General features: G+C 68.4%; 14 protein-coding genes, 2 pseudogenes and 2 riboswitches. Of the genes and pseudogenes, 9 read left to right on the top strand and 7 right to left on the bottom strand.

The window, feature by feature from the left end; translation table 11 throughout:
* Nucleotides 1-43 precede the first annotated feature (43 nt).
* Nucleotides 44-823, bottom strand: coding sequence for an enhanced serine sensitivity protein SseB (locus J8M50_RS33890; RefSeq protein ID WP_010356848.1), 780 nt, complete (start codon nt 821-823; stop codon nt 44-46).
* 70 nt (nt 824-893) lie between these two features.
* A complete protein-coding gene (locus J8M50_RS33885) occupies nt 894-1553 on the bottom strand; it encodes an AAA family ATPase (RefSeq protein ID WP_010356847.1) in 660 nt (219 codons plus the stop codon).
* Nucleotides 1554-1739: 186 nt separating this feature from the next.
* Nucleotides 1740-1839, top strand: a riboswitch (glycine riboswitch).
* Nucleotides 1840-1945, top strand: a riboswitch (glycine riboswitch). It abuts the riboswitch before it with no gap.
* Nucleotides 1946-2008: 63 nt separating this feature from the next.
* Between J8M50_RS33885 and gcvT the strand changes: the two genes are divergently transcribed.
* From gcvT to J8M50_RS33865, 4 genes are all read left to right on the top strand, one after another.
* The gene (gcvT, locus tag J8M50_RS33880; RefSeq protein WP_010356846.1) at nt 2009-3121 is read left to right on the top strand and encodes a glycine cleavage system aminomethyltransferase GcvT; all 1113 of its coding nucleotides are present in this window, start codon (nt 2009-2011) and stop codon (nt 3119-3121) included.
* 74 nt (nt 3122-3195) lie between these two features.
* Nucleotides 3196-3573: a glycine cleavage system protein GcvH gene (gene gcvH, locus J8M50_RS33875; protein WP_010356845.1), complete on the top strand. Its 378-nt coding sequence runs from the start codon at nt 3196-3198 to the stop codon at nt 3571-3573.
* 12 nt (nt 3574-3585) lie between these two features.
* On the top strand, nt 3586-4851 hold the full coding sequence (gene glyA / locus J8M50_RS33870; protein ID WP_010356844.1) for a serine hydroxymethyltransferase: 1266 nt from the start codon (nt 3586-3588) through the stop codon (nt 4849-4851).
* A 107-nt stretch (nt 4852-4958) separates the two neighbouring features.
* Nucleotides 4959-6326: an L-serine ammonia-lyase gene (locus J8M50_RS33865; RefSeq protein ID WP_010356843.1), complete on the top strand. Its 1368-nt coding sequence runs from the start codon at nt 4959-4961 to the stop codon at nt 6324-6326.
* A gap of 585 nt (nt 6327-6911) precedes the next feature.
* On the opposite strand, the gene J8M50_RS33860 is transcribed toward J8M50_RS33865, so the two are convergent.
* Nucleotides 6912-8210: a hypothetical protein gene (locus J8M50_RS33860; RefSeq protein WP_141655619.1), complete on the bottom strand. Its 1299-nt coding sequence runs from the start codon at nt 8208-8210 to the stop codon at nt 6912-6914.
* A gap of 321 nt (nt 8211-8531) precedes the next feature.
* Between J8M50_RS33860 and J8M50_RS33855 the strand changes: the two genes are divergently transcribed.
* The gene (locus tag J8M50_RS33855) at nt 8532-9728 is read left to right on the top strand and encodes an ISAs1 family transposase (protein WP_079187963.1); all 1197 of its coding nucleotides are present in this window, start codon (nt 8532-8534) and stop codon (nt 9726-9728) included.
* On the opposite strand, the gene J8M50_RS33850 is transcribed toward J8M50_RS33855, so the two are convergent.
* The 3 genes and pseudogenes from J8M50_RS33850 to J8M50_RS33840 form a co-directional block, all read right to left on the bottom strand.
* Nucleotides 9697-10950, bottom strand: a complete 1254-nt coding sequence (locus J8M50_RS33850; protein WP_119612590.1) for a hypothetical protein — start codon at nt 10948-10950, stop codon at nt 9697-9699. The genes J8M50_RS33855 and J8M50_RS33850 overlap by 32 nt on opposite strands.
* Before the next feature lie 180 nt (nt 10951-11130).
* Nucleotides 11131-11595: pseudogene (locus tag J8M50_RS33845) on the bottom strand (transposase); the annotation flags it as partial.
* A 41-nt stretch (nt 11596-11636) separates the two neighbouring features.
* The gene (locus J8M50_RS33840; RefSeq protein ID WP_141655688.1) at nt 11637-12224 is read right to left on the bottom strand and encodes a hypothetical protein; all 588 of its coding nucleotides are present in this window, start codon (nt 12222-12224) and stop codon (nt 11637-11639) included.
* A 138-nt stretch (nt 12225-12362) separates the two neighbouring features.
* Here J8M50_RS33840 and J8M50_RS33835 point away from each other — a divergent pair.
* The 4 genes and pseudogenes from J8M50_RS33835 to J8M50_RS33820 all read left to right on the top strand — a co-directional run.
* Nucleotides 12363-12587 (top strand): annotated as a pseudogene (locus J8M50_RS33835) (hypothetical protein); the annotation flags it as partial.
* Nucleotides 12588-12707: 120 nt separating this feature from the next.
* A complete protein-coding gene (locus J8M50_RS33830) occupies nt 12708-13886 on the top strand; it encodes a tyrosine-type recombinase/integrase (protein WP_075692555.1) in 1179 nt (392 codons plus the stop codon).
* Nucleotides 13883-16513, top strand: a complete 2631-nt coding sequence (locus J8M50_RS33825) for a tyrosine-type recombinase/integrase (RefSeq protein WP_075693844.1) — start codon at nt 13883-13885, stop codon at nt 16511-16513. Before J8M50_RS33830 ends, J8M50_RS33825 begins: the two co-directional genes overlap by 4 nt.
* A complete protein-coding gene (locus tag J8M50_RS33820) occupies nt 16510-17091 on the top strand; it encodes a DUF6262 family protein (RefSeq protein ID WP_010360948.1) in 582 nt (193 codons plus the stop codon). The genes J8M50_RS33825 and J8M50_RS33820 overlap by 4 nt, the downstream gene beginning before the upstream one ends.
* On the opposite strand, the gene J8M50_RS33815 is transcribed toward J8M50_RS33820, so the two are convergent.
* Nucleotides 17092-17787 (bottom strand): IMP cyclohydrolase, encoded by a 696-nt coding sequence (locus J8M50_RS33815; protein WP_075693088.1) that lies wholly within the window; start codon nt 17785-17787, stop codon nt 17092-17094.
* Nucleotides 17788-17997 lie beyond the last annotated feature (210 nt).

The raw sequence follows: 17997 nt of genomic DNA, 5'->3' as shown, positions 1-17997 counted from the left end.
CCGTCGTGGTTTCTCGCGCAGTTCCCCGCGCCCCTAAAAGCCTTCAGCTGGCCCGCGTGTAGAAGGGGCGGACGTTCAACTTCAGCCACTCCCCTACCGGGTCCTGTGCCACGTCCAGGAGGATCAGGTTCACTCCCCACGGGACCGGGACCCTGCCCAGTGCCCTGCCCAGTGCGTCCAGGGGGCGTTCGCCGAACTCGCCGTCCCAGTGGGTTAGTTCGACCCCTACGAACATCACCGGGTCCGAGGTTTCTATCGCCGCCAGGCAGCGGCGGGCCGTCAGGACTACTCCCGTTGCCTCGAACTCCTTCGACGCCTCCGTGAGGAAGTCCATCGGGTCGTCCTGCCAGTTCGGTTCGAAGAGGCGGACTCGGGCGCCGGAGGCCGTGCCGTGCAGGGGGGTGCGGTCCGCTCGGCAGAGGTCCGCCACCGCTTGCGGGGGGAGGGGGACGCCTACGACTCCGTCGGGGTTGAGGGCGATGCCGACCTGCGGGGGGAGGCCCTTCGCGAACTCGACCGCCGGGGCGATCGTGTACGCCATGTGGGAGCCGGTGACCTGGCGGAACTGTTCCTCGGAGGTGAAGACGGGGACGTACACCTGGCCGGCGACGTCGATCGTGGGGAGGTCGAGGGGGCCGGTGCGGGGGCCGCCGCCGTTGGGGAGCGGGATCCAGACGAAGCTGCGCGCGAGGACCTCGATTATTCGGCCGCCCGCTGACGGCACGCCGAGGGAGGCGGAGAGCACCTCCTCCAGTTCGTTCCCCGGCCAGCCGCCGTGGGAGTGGGGGTGTGCGGGGGCCGGAAAGTCGGTCGGGAAGTCCATCGCTGTATACCGCCTGCTGAAAACCGCTGTCGAAGAGGCAAAGCTTAAGGGGGTGTTGGGTGAGGTGGGTTCAGCCCCGGGTGAACGCGATCCTGCGCAGGACGTCGGCGGCCGGCCGGTCCAGGAGTATCGCCGCCTCGCAGCCGTCCGGCAGGTTGCCCTTCTCCACCGACCTGATCAGGCGGGACGCGGCGTGCCGGTGGCGCAGGAACGCGTACCGGGAGACGCCCCGGCCCCGCTCGCGCTGGCCCTCCAGGGCCGTGTCCGGGGTGACGTCCAGGAGGAGGAGGTGCAGGGTGCCGCCCCGGCGGCGGGACGCGCGGGCGAGCCAGTTGCGTACCCAGGACTGGGTGCCGCAGTCGTGGACGACGACGCCCTTGCCGGAGCGCAGGGCGCGCCACAGGCCCGCGTAGTGCGCGAGGCGGACGAGGGGGCGGTAGACGGCGTACGGCAGCCAGGCGGGCGTCCGCGCGTCCCAGCGGTCTCTCGTGTCCTGGGAGTCGATGCCCGCGCCGTGGACCGTGCGGCGCATCAGCGTGGACTTGCCGCTGCCGGGCAGGCCGGTGACGACGACGAGGTCGCGGGGGCCGAAGAGGAGGGCGTGCGGGCTGTGTCCTTCGCGGTCGCGCAGATCGCGGACGACCGGCGCGGGGTGCCCGGCGCGGCTCTCCCTCGCGGGCGCCGTGGGCTGTGCGGGCAGCGCCGTCGCGTACGCCGTTGTCCTGTTCACCGTAGATCGTCCTCCCCTTGGAGCAGTCCCGTCAGGTACGGGTCTCCCCATAGACAGTAAAGAGAAGGTAATGGAATCTGTCTTGTGATTTGGTGCGCTTCCTGACACAGCCCCGTTACAGATCCGGCCTGCCGCGCGGCGGGGGTGGCGTGCGATGATGGCCGCGCCAACTGCATACCGGCCGTTCGAATCCGCGCGGGAGAGTCCCCGGCTTTTGTGTCGCCGGGGCGCCGAAGGAGCAAGTCCCTCCCTTGAATCTCTCAGGCACCGTTACCGCGTGGGCGAGGCACATCTGAAAAGCGGGCCGCCCCGGTGGTCCCACCCAAGGTGCAAGCCGTGTTCCCGCGAGGGTCACGGCGAACCTCTCAGGTTCCGATGACAGATGGGGAGGACCTTCCCGTGTCCGTACGGGAAGCCCTTGCCCCGTCCCGTCACACCTGGGAGACGAACGCCCGATGACCAGCAGTTCCGCCGTACCCCGGCGTACCGCGCTCGATGCCCTGCACCGCTCGCTCGGCGCGACCATGACCGACTTCGCGGGCTGGGACATGCCGCTGCGCTACGGCTCGGAGCGCGAGGAGCACACCGCCGTCCGTACGCGCGCGGGGCTCTTCGACCTCTCGCACATGGGCGAGATCACCGTCACCGGGCCTGAGGCCGCCGCGCTGCTGAACTACGCGCTGGTCGGCGATCTCGCGGCGGTCAAGGTGGGCCGGGCCCGCTACACGATGATCTGCCGGGCCGACGGCGGCATCCTGGACGACCTGATCGTCTACCGGCTCGCCGAGACCGAGTTCATGGTCGTCGCGAACGCGTCGAACGCGCAGGTCGTGCTGGACGCGCTGACCGAGCGGGCCGCCGGGTTCGACGCGCTCGTGCGGGACGACCGGGACGCGTACGCGCTGATCGCCGTGCAGGGGCCGGAGGCTTCCGCGGTTCTGGGCGCGCTCACCGATGCCGATCTCGCCGGGCTGAAGTACTACGCCGGGCTGCCGGGCACGGTCGCGGGGGTGCCGGCGCTGATCGCGCGGACCGGGTACACCGGGGAGGACGGGTTCGAGCTGTTCGTGGCGCCGTCCGACGCGGTGGCGCTGTGGGAGGCGCTGGCCGCGCAGGGGCCCGTCCCCTGCGGTCTCTCCTGCCGGGACACGCTGCGGCTCGAAGCGGGCATGCCGCTGTACGGGCATGAGCTGTCGACGGCGCTGACGCCCTTCGACGCCGGGCTCGGGCGGGTCGTGAAGTTCGGCAAGGACGGGGACTTCGTGGGGCGCGAGGCCCTCACCGAGGCCGCCGCGCTCGCCGAGCGCAAGCCGCCCCGGGTGCTGGTCGGGCTGGTCGCCGCCGGGCGGCGCGTGCCGCGTGCCGGGTACGAGGTCGTCGCGGGCGGCGCCGTCATCGGCGAGGTGACCTCGGGCGCCCCCTCCCCCACGCTGGGCAAGCCGATCGCGATGGCGTACGTCGACGCGGCGCACGCGGCGCCGGGGACGGACGGGGTCGGGGTCGACATCCGGGGCAGCCACGAGGCGTACGAGGTCGTGGCTCTGCCGTTCTACAAGCGCGGTGCGTGAAGCTTCCAGGTCGCGCGTCCCTTCCGTAGTCCCCCATTCACCAGCACTCCCCCGCGTACAGGAGAATTCAAGCCATGAGCAACCCCCAGAACCTGCGCTACAGCAAGGAACACGAGTGGATCTCGCCCGCCGAGGACGGCGTGGCGACGGTCGGGATCACCGAGCACGCGGCGAACGCCCTCGGTGACGTCGTCTTCGTCGACCTGCCTGCGGTCGGCACCGCCGTGACCGCGGGCGAGTCCTGCGGCGAGCTGGAGTCGACCAAGTCGGTCAGCGAGCTGTACGCGCCGGTGGACGGTGAGGTCACCGAGGTCAACCCGAACGTCTCGGACGACGCGTCGCTGGTCAACTCCGAGCCGTTCACGGGGGGTTGGCTCTTCAAGGTGCGCGTCGCCGGTGAGCCGGACGACCTGCTGTCCGCCGACGAGTACACCGCCTACACCGCCGGCTGAGGAGTCGTACCCATGTCTGTCCTGAACACGTCCCTGCACGAGCTGGACCCGGAGATCGCCGCCGCCGTCGACGCTGAGCTCGGCCGGCAGCAGTCGACGCTGGAGATGATCGCCTCGGAGAACTTCGCTCCGCTGGCCGTCATGGAGGCGCAGGGGTCCGTCCTGACCAACAAGTACGCCGAGGGGTATCCGGGGCGGCGCTACTACGGCGGGTGCGAGCACGTCGACGTCGCCGAGCAGATCGCCATCGACCGGGTGAAGGAGCTGTTCGGGGCGGAGTACGCGAACGTCCAGCCGCACTCGGGGGCTTCCGCGAACCAGGCGGCGCTCTTCGCGCTGGCCCAGCCCGGGGACACGATCCTCGGGCTCGATCTCGCGCACGGGGGTCACCTCACGCACGGGATGCGGCTGAACTTCTCCGGCAAGCAGTTCGATGTCGTCGCGTATCACGTGGCCCCCGACACCGGGCTCGTCGACATGGAGGAGCTGGAGCGGCTCGCGCGCGAGCACCAGCCGAAGGTGATCATCGCCGGGTGGTCCGCCTATCCGCGTGAGCTGGACTTCGCGGAGTTCCGGCGGATCGCCGACGAGGTCGGGGCGTACCTGTGGGTCGACATGGCGCACTTCGCCGGGCTCGTGGCGGCGGGGCTGCACGCGAACCCGGTGCCGTACGCGGATGTGGTGACGTCCACGACGCACAAGACGCTGGGCGGGCCGCGCGGGGGGATCATCCTCGCGAAGTCGTCTTTCGCCAAGAAGCTCAACTCCTCGGTGTTTCCCGGGTTCCAGGGGGGTCCGCTGGAGCACGTCATCGCCGCGAAGGCCGTGTCGTTCAAGGTCGCCGCTTCCGAGGAGTTCAAGGAGCGGCAGCGGCGTACGGTGGAGGGGGCGCGGATTCTCGCTGCGCGGCTCACCGCCGATGACGCTCGCGCGGCCGGGGTCAACGTCCTGTCCGGTGGGACCGACGTCCACCTGATCCTCGTCGACCTGCGGGAGTCCGCGCTCGACGGGCAGCAGGCCGAGGACCGGCTCCACGAGGTCGGCATCACCGTCAACCGCAACGCCGTCCCGGACGACCCGCGTCCGCCGATGGTGACGTCGGGGCTGCGCATCGGGACGCCTGCGCTTGCTACGCGGGGGTTCACGGCGGAGGACTTCACGGAGGTGGCGGATGTCATCGCGGAGGCGCTGAAGCCGGCGTACGACGTGGAGGCGCTGCGGATCAGGGTGAAGGCGTTGGCGGACAAGCATCCGCTGTATCCGGCGCTGAGCAAGTAGAGCCGGTCGGGGCGGGGGCTGGTCCTCGGGCCGCCCCCGCCCGCATTCGTAGTCCCCGGCGTGGCACCCGGCGTCGTGTGTCCTCGTCCTTTCTGGTTGGAGTCTCCGTGGCCATCTCCGTGTTCGACCTCTTCTCGGTCGGTATCGGTCCTTCGAGTTCGCACACGGTCGGTCCGATGCGGGCGGCGCGGATGTTCGCGCGGCGGCTGCGGAGCGAGGGGGTGCTCGGGTCGGTCGCGTCCGTGCGGACGGAGCTGTACGGGTCGCTGGGGGCGACCGGTCATGGCCACGGCACGCCGAAGGCCGTACTCCTCGGCCTGGAGGGCAACTCGCCGCGCACGGTCGACGTCGAGGGCGCGGACGAGCGGGTGGAGGCGATCAAGTCCACCGGTTCGCTGCGGCTGTTGGGCGAGCGGGAGATCGCGTTCTCCTTCGACGACGACCTGATCCTCCACCGGCGCAAGGCACTTCCGTACCACGCGAACGGGATGACCCTCTGGGCGTACGACGCTTCCGGCGCCGAAGTACTCACGCGGACCTACTACTCCGTGGGCGGCGGGTTCGTGGTCGACGAGGAGGCGGTCGGCGCGGATCGCATCAAGCTGGACGACACGGCGCTCAAGTACCCGTTCCGTACGGGGGACGAACTCCTGCGCCTGACACAGGAGACGGGGCTCTCCATCTCGTCCCTGATGCTGGAGAACGAGCGGGCCTGGCGCACCGAGGACGAGATCCGCGCCGGGCTGCTGGACATCTGGCGGGTGATGCAGGCGTGCGTGTCGCGGGGCATGTCCCGGGAGGGAATCCTCCCCGGGGGCCTGCGAGTTCGGCGCCGGGCCGCCATGACGGCTCGTCAACTCCGCGCCGAGGGCGATCCGTTGGCCCGCTCGATGGAGTGGATCACGTTGTACGCCATGGCCGTGAACGAGGAGAACGCGGCGGGCGGGCGGGTCGTGACCGCGCCCACGAACGGCGCCGCCGGGATCATCCCCGCCGTCCTGCACTACTACATCAACTTCGTGCCCGGCGCGGACGAGGACGGCGTGGTGCGCTTCCTTCTCGCGGCCGGGGCGATCGGGATGCTGTTCAAGGAGAACGCGTCCATCTCCGGTGCGGAGGTCGGCTGTCAGGGGGAGGTCGGCTCGGCGTGCTCGATGGCCGCGGGCGCCCTTGCCGAGGTTCTCGGGGGGTCGCCGGAGCAGGTCGAGAACGCCGCCGAGATCGGGATGGAGCACAATCTGGGGCTCACCTGCGATCCCGTGGGCGGGCTGGTCCAGATTCCGTGCATCGAGCGGAACGGGATGGCCGCGGTGAAGGCGGTGACCGCGGCGAAGATGGCGATGCGGGGGGACGGGTCGCACAAGGTGTCTCTCGACAAGGTCATCAAGACGATGAAGGAGACGGGGGCGGATATGAGCGTGAAGTACAAGGAGACTGCGCGCGGGGGCTTGGCGGTCAACATCATCGAGTGCTGAGGAAAACGGCCCTGACCAGCGCGTTCGTGTCTTTCAGCGCTGTCAGGGCCTTCCCTGCTTACGCGGCGGAAAGTCCCTGAAAACTCCCTGGGACAGACGTGAAAGTCCCTGAAAAGTCCCTGGGATGTCCCTCGCTCCACACGCCGTCCGGCGACCTGACTCACGCCTCGACGGTCAGCGGGACCGCTGCTCGGCAGCGCCCCGTAGCAGGTCTCAGGGATACATGGTGACGCTCTCCATGAGCCGCGCCCTCACCTCGGACATCGCTGACTCCGGCCCATCTACAGCAGCAGGCACCACTCTGGGTAGCTGCCCGCCGCTGCGAACGAACGCCGAGTAAAGACCCACGCATTACGAGGGCCTGCACGATCGTGACGAGCGGTGATCCGTGATCACGATCGGTCCGATTTTGCCTGGCCAGGGGCTTGCCGGGCTTGGCAGCGTGATACTCAATCCAGCGGGTGCTGTCCCGTCCGCTCACGCTGGACTCTGCGCTGGCCAGCGTAGAACCACCCATGGTGAACATCGCGCCCGCATTTCCCCCATGGAGATCGTCCTCCCCCCCAGAGAGGACGACCCGTTTGCTCAGTCTCCCCGCACCCGCTCGGCCCGCTCCTTCTGCATCGCCTCCCGTAGCAACGACTCCTGCTGAGCGCGGCCAGCAGCCGCCACAGCGGTGAGAGCAGGCACACGGGTCGAGAGGGTGGTGAAGTAGTCGATGAGTTCTCGGTGCCTCGCAGAAGCAGGGCCCCACCAAGTGTCGTACCACGCAGCTGTGGCGGCAATATGGGCAGCAGGCACGCCGTGGTTAAGCAGCAGAGGGCCGAGGCTCTCCAGGATTTCGTTGCGCTGGCCGGAAAGGGCTTCGAGAAGCCGGTCAGCGGTGACTTCACCTTCCTGGAGCAATCGTTCAGCCAGGTCTCGGTCAGGGCCAACCAACTGGATGAGAGGGCTGGGCCCGATTCGGGGGAGGCCAGTACAACGGATGGCGAGCCGATATCGGTGTGGTTGGGGAAGAGTTGCCAGGTGAACCTCGCAGCCATGGGGTTCGAGCAGAGTGAAGAAGCCCCGGTCGGCCATCTCATCGAGCCGTTCGGTGAACCACGCCTCGAAGAGATCGGGATCGCTCTCCGCTAGGTGCCCGAGCAACTGACCGGCCCGCCATTGGCTGTGCTGAGGCAGGTCCTCCACCCTCATGTGCTGTACGGCCTCTCGCCAGGCCGGTCGCCATGCCTCGGGCAGCGAGGGGCCGTGACGCTGGCCTACGGCGAAGCTAACGGCGGCGCTACTGGCGATCGCGGCGATCGGGTGCAGCAGTAGCCGTTGCAGCACCTCATGCGACTCATCGTGTACGAACAACAAGTCGAGTAGGCCGACGTCCTCCTTCCTCATCGCTGCGATCACGAACTCGGCGGACTCGTCGATCTCAGCACGTCCGAGCACAACGCTGATAACACCGGAACGAAAGTCCGGATTGTCGAGAGACCTGGCGAGGACGTCCTTCGGGACCGTAGTGGGATCGGTCTTGAGCCACTGTCCCAGTGCGCTGCGAAGCAGGAGCGGGTTCCCGGCCGCCGCAGCGGCCTCATACCAGGCACTCGGATCGCTCAGGAGTGGTGCCATCTGGTCAGCGACCCAGATCCCACCACTCTGGTCACCGGCAAGGGCCGATTGCTCGGCCAGTTCACCGAATCGCGCCACTCCGTCGTACGGTCCTAGCTCTGCAATCTTCTGTGCGAGGGCCTCCACAGAGAGGGGCTGGTCCCGCTCCGCCGCGTCAGCAGGGTCGAGGTGACTCCGCCACCCCCGACCTGCGAAGGCTTCCAGGTCCGGATCAACATTGAACGATGCGAGTTCACACCCGGCGCCGTTGCGCTCGCGCATTGAGTCGAGCATGCGCTGAGCTCGTAGGGCCAAGCCGGGAGAGGCTTGGAGCAGGGGATACAGCGTGGCAAGGATGCGGCTGCCTCCTTCACCCCCCAAGCGCTTTTGCTCATCTGTGGTTCCCGCATGGCCAGTTGCGTGCCCCCCGCCGAGCCTCAGCCAGGGCTCCGTCAAGTTCCGTGATTGCGTGGAGGGTTGGCGATCAGGCCGGTAGGGGCGGACAGCAGAGCAGGCACGGGGGTTCGTGATCATTGTGGTGTCGAAGCCAGATGATCACGAGGACGTCCCGTGCCTGCTGTTGCATCTTCCCCTATCCCTGCCGTGCTGGAGAAGCTGGGTCCGCTGGATGCGGACCGGATCGCTGACCTGCGTCCCTACCTCGAATCGGTTCCGGATCCGCGCTCGCGCCGGGGCCGGTGGTACTCGCTGACGGCGATCTTGCTGGTGTGTGCCTGCGCGGCCGTCTGCGGAGCGAAGAGCATCGACGAGCTCGCCGAGTTCGGCGAGCGGGCCACGAACTCGCTGCTGGCATCCCTCGGGGTACGCCGTCACCTGCTCGGCTGGCGGCGCAGCCCCAGGCCGGTCACTCTCGGACGCGTTCTTTCGGCACTTGACGGCGACGCCCTGGACCAGGCTGTGGGCGCCTACCTGGCCGACCGGCACCGCATCACCGCGTCCGCGGAAGTGCCCGAGGCCCGATCGCGGCAGGTCATCGCCGTGGACGGCAAGGCCCTCAGGGGCTCAGCCCGCCTGGCCGCGCCGCGCCGTCACCTGCTCTCGGCGGTCACCCACGACCGCGTCGCCACGATTGCCCAGGTCGAGGTCGGTGCGAAGACCAACGAAGTGCGCCACTTCAAGCCCCTGCTGGCGCCACTCGACCTCGCCGGCACCGTCGTCACCTTCGATGCCCTCCACTCAGTGAAGGCCAACATCACCTGGCTGGCCGAGACGAAGAAGGCCCACTACATCGCCGTCATCAAGACCAACCAGCCCACTGCCTACGCCCAGCTCGCCGCTCTGCCCTGGACGTCGATCAAGGTCCAGCACACCACCTCCGCCACCGCCCACGGCCGCCGCGAGTCCCGCTCGATCAAGACCTGCGCCATCGCCGACAACCTCGGCGGCATCGCTTTCCCCCACGCTCACCTCGCCATCCGGGTCCACCGCCGCCGCAAGCCCACCGGTCGGCCCGAAACCCGCGAGAACGTCTACGCGGTCACCAGCCTCGCCGCCCACCAAACCCGCCCCGCCGACCTCGCCACCGCCATTCGCGGGCACTGGGGAATCGAAAATTCCTCCCACTACATCCGAGACGTCACGTTCGCCGAGGACGCCTCGACCATTCACGCCGGCACCACGCCCCGCGCCATGGCCACCATCCGCAACCTCGCCATCGGCACCCTGAAGATCCTCGGAGCCGACAACATCGCCAAGACCACCCGCGCCATCCGCCACGAACCCGAACGAGCACTCGCCATCCTGGGCATCACCAACACCCCGGACACTCACGGAACTTGATCGAGCCCTGGTTGCGCGCGAGGCGCTCCATCAGGCCGGACATGCTGGCTGGCGGCTCGCCGACGAGGGGCGCCAGCGCGTACAGAGTCTCGGTGGACGCACCTCCAAGGGCCGCTACGCAAGCCAGGGTGTCCACAGCCGTCTCAGATTCAGTGACGCGCCGGAGATGTCGTTCCACGTTCGCCAGGTGCGCCCTACCAGTTACAACCCTGTCGCCCTCCCCCATGGCAAGCAACTCACAGAGCGTAACGGCCCAGCCCGGTCTGCCGTCCGCCTGAGCGAGAACCACAGCACGTGCCCGGTGGCCGGTCACACCGACTGAGGTGACCAACGTGTTCATGTCGGCCCGTTCCAGCAAGTCGACGTCGACACGGACGGCCCCGGGAAGTGCTGACATCACCTCGTCGGCCCTGTCAGGCCAGGTCGGCGCGACGATAGTGAATGAGAGGTCTGCCTGGCGGCGGGCCCGCCGGAGAACACGGATGTTGTCGAGGCGAACATGGGCGTCGTCCACCACGACGGCATCAGGCCGGGCCTGCAACAGTTCGTCGATGAGTCGGTCGAGTTGCGTCTGCTCAAGGTAGACGACGCGGCAATCCAGCTCAGAAGTAAGCCGTGTCTTCCCCACACCGGGGACACCGACCAGAACAGTGTCGCGACCGGCATCAACCTCACTGCCGAGCATTGCAAGTGTGCTCTCCCGGCCCACGAGCGGGGTCAGGTCCGTCATGTGGTCCGGTGCCTCGAGCGGTCGGTCAAGCAGAGCACCCAAGTCCGCCGCGATGCGCAGAAGGTTCCATCGCCAAGCCGGCTCACGCACGAGGTGGTCAACGAACCATTCCTGGGCGTAAATATGCGGTGCTGGGAGGGTGCGCCTCTCACACAATCGGTCCATTGCCGCACGTGTATTCGCGTCGACGGCTCGTGAGCAGGCCACCACAATCAGGTCAGCTCGCACACCCTCCTCGCGCATTCTTCGGAGACCAGTGCGCAGGTTCGCCACAGGGTCGCCAGTGGTGGCGAGTAGGCGCCCTCGGGCGTCCACGTCGTCGGCGCCAAGGGGAAAGTAGATGTCGGCATCGCGACCGAAGTCATGGCCGCCCTCCACCGCAGACAGCCCTGGGTACTGCGCTTGCAGGAGAGCGCACGCACACCGCTCGAACTCCGTCGGGTGAATAGCTTGTTCTCTGAGTGCCTGACGCACCCGCGCCACGAGATCCACGAAAATTCATAGTACGCGGGGCTTTACAGTGGTGCGCGAGACGATGTCCGTCTACTGGTACACCCGTTCAGCAAGAGCCAGGAAGCCCCGCCAGTCCCCCCTCCGCCTACACCATGGCCATCAGTGCGCCTTGCCTCACCGGGCCGAGTAATCGTCAAGACCTGTGGATCAGTTGATTGTTCAGGCTGCGTGGACTTCGGGACGTTCGACGAGCTCTCCGCGTTCAAAGCGGGCGTCGGCTCGGACGGGGGCGACGAGGTGGGGTGCGTTCACGGCTCGCCAGCGGGCCTGGGCGGACTCGACGAGCTTGAACACCATCGCCAGGGCGGCGGCTCGTGAGCCAGCCCCCTTGGTGACCTTCGTCCACAGCCGGACGGTCGCGAAGGTCGACTCGATCGGGTTCGTCGTCCGCAGATGGATCCAGTGCTCGGCGGGAAAGTCGTAGAACGCCAGCAGCTCGTCCTCGCCATTGACGATCTTCTTGACGGCCTTGGGGAACTTCACCCCGTACTGCTTGGCGAACGCGGCGACAGCCTTGGCCGCGTGTTCCTTGTCCTCGGCGTTGTAGATGTCCTGGAGGCGTCCTGCCACCGCTGAGCACCGCTTCTCCCGGCCTCCACTCCACACTTGCTCTGTAGATCTCCAACAAGTCGCCCTCTCCAAGCACCCCGCTCGTCGCCAACAGCTCACCGACCTCTGAGCAGGTCCTCGTACGCAGCTAGGACCTGAGCCTCAAGTTCCTTCTCAATGGAGGCCACGACCTCCAGAGCCTCCTCGTCAAGCTTGTTCGGGTCCAGGACTTCGAAGAGCTTGCTGTTGCCGAGCGAGAACCTGAGGAACTGTTCAGGCAGCTTGCGGAGCGCCTTCCCCTGGATACCCTTGTCGGCTGGCGGTCTGGCTCCATCCTCTTCCAGACGAGCCTCGTCCAAGTGCTCCAGCGCGTCGCGTGCGTCCTTCAGTCTCTGGCTCTCGGGTGGTGGCTCCTCGCCTCGCTCCTTGGCAAGGCGAGCACGCCATCGCTCCAGTTGGTAGGCAGACCAGACGAGCATGTGTTCCTCAGCCCACTGTGTCCGGAAATTCTCCCCCAGCTCATGCGCGTCGGGGCTCCAGTCCTCGTTGCGGTCATGACTACGGGAATCAGCAGCGCTCTTGTCCCGTATGGTTCGTGTCCGTCGCGCTTGGCGCAGGACGGCCTCCGCCCACACCTGTACGAAGTACTTGGCGGCTTCTTCCGCCTCGCTGGGTTCGTGTGGCTCAAACGACCTCGTCATCATGCCAACAGGCTAGAACGTGCAACAGGAACGCCGTCGGCATCGCGTCAGCACCCGCGCATCCCGGACATCGAATACCGGAATATCAACCGCCCGATTCTGATTGCTCCTTGTCTGAGGGTGAGCAAGGAGGGGGCGGACATGTCGGATCTTCGGGTCTTCCGTCGGAATGGTCAGGGTCGTGACGTAGAGCTTCGTGGTGGGACGGTGGGTCTGGAAGCAGTGCTTCAGCGGCGGGTCGAGGCGAGTATGGAGGCGATGCTGGGGGTGCGGTTCCTGGCGTCGGAGTACCGGACGGGGTGGCACGGCGGGCGGGTGGATTCGCTGGGGCTGGACGAGAACGGGGCGCCGGTCGTCGTGGAGTTTACCGACCGCAGGTAGTCCTGCCCGTGATGTCCGTCTGGGACTGTGACCAGCACGTCCCAGGCTTGTTTACCGACCGTGTCCGGGACGTCTGTCATGTTCTGGAGTCGGTACGGAGGACGAGTGGCACGGCGTGTGGTGGTCGGGGACTTGCGGGTCCAGCAGATCGAGCGGAAGGACGGGCGGCGGTCGTGGACGATCGTGTGGCCCGAGGGGACGGTGTACGCGGAGGCGGACCGGTTCCTGCGTCTGCATGATGGTTCGGGAACGCAGAGGACGTACGCGTATCTGCTGGTGGACCATCTGCGGTGGCTGGAGCGGGAGGGCCTGACCTTCGCCGCAGTTCAACTGCGGGACCTGGAACGGTACATGGGTATCGTCGGTGCCGAGGTCCGCATGCCGCTCGGCGAGCCGTGGCGGGTCGGCAAGCGCCCCTACGGCCACTCCGCGTTGTCGACCGCGGCGGCTTGTCTGAAGGGCTTCTACCTGCACCAGTCCTCCCTCGGCATCAACGGCGAACTCGGCAAGAAGCTCGACAAGTCGCGGCTGCCGTCGCGGGTGGACCGACGCCGTTCGTTCCTCGGGCATGTGAAGTCGTCGCTGCCCAGCAACCCGCTGGCGCCGAAGGGGCCGCACCGCCGGCATCCGAAGATGCTTCCGGACGGCGCCCGGGAGAGGCTGCTGGAGACGGTGAACGGCGCCCGGGACCGGCTGGTGGTTACCTGGCTCGCCGACGGCGGGCTGCGCATCGGCGAGCTCTGCGGGCTGCACCTGGTCGACCTGCACTTGCGCGAGAACGCGGCCTGCGGCGAGTGCCGCGCCCCTCACCTGCACGTCTGCCACCGGCCCGGCAATCCGAACCGGGCCGAGGCCAAGACCAAGCACCCCTGGCGGGTCGAGCACGGCATCGTGACCGGCGGGCTGATCAAGCGGGTCAGCCCGGCAATGGTGCACACCTACTTCGAGTACGTCACCACCGAGTACCCGCGCGGCGCCGGGCACGGCATGCTCCTGGTTCAGTTGCACGGCGCCGATACCGGACAGCCGTGGGCGCCGGTCGGGGCCCGGCGGATGCTCGGCCGGGCCGGGAAGCGCGCCGGACTCGGGGTCGTGAAACCCCATGCCTTCCGGCACTCGTTTACTTCCGCGGTTCTCGACGCGGCCGACGGCAACACGCTGATCGCCCGGGACGCCGGCGGCTGGGCCTCGGCCGCGATGGTGGATGAGGTGTACGGCCACGTCGATGTCCACGACCCGGTCTTCGACGCCGCTCTGCGCACGGTCTGGGGTGAGACGAAGTGACGACGCCGTCGCTGCTGCCGCAGCAGGATGCCCGCACGCGACGGGACCGGCTGGAAGTGCTCACCGCGCTGATCAACGGGCCCGAGTTCGACCCGGTGCTGCGCGGCGGGGTGCTGAAGATCCCGCCGACGCACCCGGTCTATCCGTGGAGCTGCACAGTCGTCGACTGCGAGCGGCCCCGCTGGCGGCGCTACGCGATGTGCTCGGTGCACGCCGGGCAGTGGCAGGAGGCGGAGGCGCGCGGCATAAGCCGGGCTCAGTTCCTGCGGACCGCGGAGCCGCTGCCGGCCACGGAGATGCCGGAGGCGATGATGTGCCGGATCTGCCCGCAGCGGCCGGCGTTCAGCCTGCAACTGGTGCTGTGCTTCCGGCACCGCAACCGGTGGCTGAGCCACCTGAAGCGGCACCCCGAAGGACGTGTGAACGAGGGGGAGTTCGAGCGATGGCTGGCCGACCAGCCGTGCCTGCCGGGCTACGGCGAGTGCCGCGCGGACGTGTGCGACGAACTGGCCGCCTCGCCGCTGGGGTTGTGCGGCGCGCACGAGCGCGGCTACATCCGGGCCGGGCGCCCGGGCGGGGCGAAGCCGCCGAAGAACTTCTTCGCCACCTACGAGCGCAGTGATCGCCCCGTGCCCGTGACCTGTGAGGACGAAGTCGCCTTCCGTACCTGGTGCAGCGCACAACTGCCGGTGCACCGCACCGGAACGGTCAACCTGCGCGGGCTGCGGCCCCTGCTGAGGGCGGAGTTGCAGTGGGGCATGTATGTCCACGGCCTGCAGCCCGTCGCCGTGTGGCACCTGACGTGGGTGCAGTCGCTCGCGGACGAGTGCCAGCGCCGCGACGTGGACTCCCTGGCCGGCCTGGAAGCCTCCGTCTTCCGCCGCGCCTACCACCAGCGCATGGTCCAGGAGATGCAACAGGCCCTGCGGAAGATCTACTTCACCCCCTCCGACACCCGGGATGCCGGCTACATCGAGACCGAGCACTTCGGGGTGCGCTTCCCCCACCGCTCCAGCTACGTCGACCTGACCTGCATCACCCAGCAGTGGCTGCGCGACCTCTTGTGGGATCACATCGCCGACGTACTGCGCTCGCCCACCTGCCCGCGCAGCGCCCAGCCGGTGGACTTCGTGCGCCGCGCCGGCGCCGAACTGTCCGCGTTCTTGGAGGCGGAGGCGCCGGGCGGCGGCCACGACCCCACCGTGCTGCGCAGCGAGCACGTCCACCGCTTCGTCGCGGACCTGCGCAACCGCGAACGCCTCGGCCTGGCCTTCCGCGGCCAGGCCCGCCTGGACGGCAAAAGGGCGAAGGTCACCGAGAACTCGCGCCGGATGGTGTTCAACTACGGCCGGTCCCTGCTGCGCGGCGCGCTGGACAGCGGCAGCGCCGAGAGAATCGGCCTGGACCGCACCTTCATCGCCGCCATGCCGGTCGGCGGCCCGGGCACGCCCCGCAGCCGCAACCCCTTCCCCGACGAAGTCGCCCGCGCGCTTGCGGACGAAGCCAACCTGCAGCAGCTCGCCGACGGCTACGACCCGCACGACCGGGGCCTGCGGGACATGTGGGAGACCATCATCGTCACCGGCCGACGCGCCAGCGAGGTCATCCAGCTCCGCCTGGACTGCATCGGCCGCTACGGCGGGCTGCCCCTGCTCTGGCACGACCAGACCAAGGTCGGCAACCTGAACGCGGCCGTCCGCATCCCCGACCAACTCCTGGACCGGCTCGAAGAACGCCGCCAAAAGACTCTGACCCACTACGCCGACCGGCACGCCGGCCGCCCGCCCACTGCTGCCGAACGCGCTCACCTGGCCCTGTTCCCCACCGACATCCTCAACCCCGACGGCCGCCGCGCTTTGTCCTACACCTGGTTCCACACCGGCTTCCGCAGCTGGATCGCCGACCTTGACCTCGGCGGTCACTACGTCGCCCACCAGGCCCGGCACACGCTGGCCACCCGGTTGCTGCGGCACGGCGCGAGCCTGACGCACATCCGCCGCTACCTCGGCCAGGTCTCCGACCGCATGGCCGAGCACTACGTCCACCTGACCCAGTCGGACCTGGACAACGTCCTCCAGCATGTATGGGTCGCCGGACCCGGCACCACGAGTCCCGGCGAAATCCTCACCAGCGACACCATCCCGCTTACCCGAGAACAGGCCCAGGCCCTGGCCATCGACCTGTCACGCCGCAGCACCCCCGCCGAGGGCGGGTTCTGCACCTTCCAGCCCGTCGTCGACGGCGGCGCCTGCCCCTGGAGCCTCGACTGCCACAACTGCGACAAGTTCGTCCTGTCCGGCGCCGATTTGCTGTACTGGCGGCGGAAACGTGAGCAGTGGCGGCTGCTGGCTGAGGGTGCCCCCGATGACGCCACCGCCGACTACCTCCACCGCTACTTCGAGCCCACTGCCCGCGCCATCGACGGCCTGGAGAAGGCCCTGGCCGGCCTCGGTCTCCTCGACGACGCCCTGGCGCTGGACCTGCGCAAACCCCAGGACTACTTCCACCGCGTGTGGTCCACCGCCTTCCGCGCCGCCGACCTCGCCGACGCAGGCAGCGACGAGCAGGGCGAATACAGCGATACGTGCACAGACGACGGAGACGCCCCCGAACAGGACGCCGCATGAACACCGCCACGGTCCCCGAACCCCGCACCGCGGCGGCCCTGGCCGCACGCCGCCGCAAAACCGAAGCCGCCCTGGAGCGCATCCACGACGCGATCGCCCGGATTCGACGCGAGAAAGCCCAGGTCAGTGTCGCCGCTGTTGCCCGCCGCGCGGACGTCTCGCGCACCTTCCTCTATGACAACCCCGATGCCCGGGCCGCCATCGCTTCGGCGATGGCAGAGGCCGGCGAACGACGGTCGGGGATGCTCGTCGAGCAGGACACCGAGCGGCAGGCGACCTGGCGCGAACGTGCGCTGAACGCCGAGGAGGCTATCAAGGGCGCCCACGCCGAGATCCGCATCCAGCGCACCCGCATCGGCGAACTCCTCGGACAAATCCGGGACTTGGAAGCAGAGTGGACCGAGGAGGCCATCCAGCGGATCACCACCGAGAACACCACCCTCAAGCAACGAGTCCGGCAGCTCACCGCCGACAACCGCACCCTCGACGAACGGCTCAAGGCCGCCCGCTCCAACCTCCGCTTCCAAGACCGCCGCGTCGCAGACCTCGAAGCCCAACTCGCCGCTCCTGACAGCTGATCACACCCAAGCAGACACCTCGTGGCGGATGGCGGCATCGGCCAGCCGTCCCGGCTCGAAGACCGCCACCGCCACGCGGAGCTCGGGAGTGAGGGCGCCCCAGAGCTCCTCCAGGAGTTCGTCCTGGTCGGCTGCCTCGGTCCGGGCTTCGAGGAACGGCTCGCCGGTCGCGACCGAGCGACCATCGGAGCGGTACGTCGTCATCAACACAGCGTCCCCCGGCTCCAGATCCCTGACCGCGAGCGTCAGCACGTCAGCCGCCGCCCGACCGCTGCGGCTCCGCCGCGCAGCACCGAACCACGCCGCCTGTCCCGAGTGGACGTCCGCCACCACGGTGACACGGGGCGTGAAGATCGGTGGATCGGGCTCGTACTCCAGCCCGCCCAGCGCGTCGACCGGGCTTTGAGTCTCCTGCAGCCGGTCCGACACCACGGCGACCTGCTCGCCGTTGCCGAAAACCAGCCACCCATCCCGCTCGCGGGCCGCAACGTAGTGCCGAAGCGGATCGTGTTCGGCCTCGCCGGTCGGCGCGACGATCAGTTCTCCCTCGCCGCGGCGCACGGCGCGGGCTTTGGAGGCCGCACTGCGTCCGGTCAGGAAGTAGCCACCGCACAGCGCGCCGCTGAGCGTCCTCGCCCACAGCACGCCCCGCCCCGGATAGCGATTGCCTGCGACAACCTCGTGCACCAGATCCACCGGGCCGCACACTCCTCTATCTACTCGAACGCGAAGCGCAGGTCTCTACGCACCGCCATCCAACCGCAACGGCATCGGCGTCCGCTGGACAGGCCCCTATTCGACGCATCAGGCTCATCTTGGCAATGCCTCGGAAGAGCGACACTGATAGGTAGTGAGCCAGCGTCACGGACATGTAGTCTATGAATCGGCGCAGTTCAGAGCCGGTGC

This window comes from Streptomyces acidiscabies, from assembly GCF_020010905.1.
Classification (GTDB): Bacteria; Actinomycetota; Actinomycetes; order Streptomycetales; family Streptomycetaceae; genus Streptomyces; species Streptomyces acidiscabies.
The sequence above is the reverse complement of the archived record's forward strand: the minus strand, read 5'-3'. Positions and strand labels throughout refer to the sequence as shown.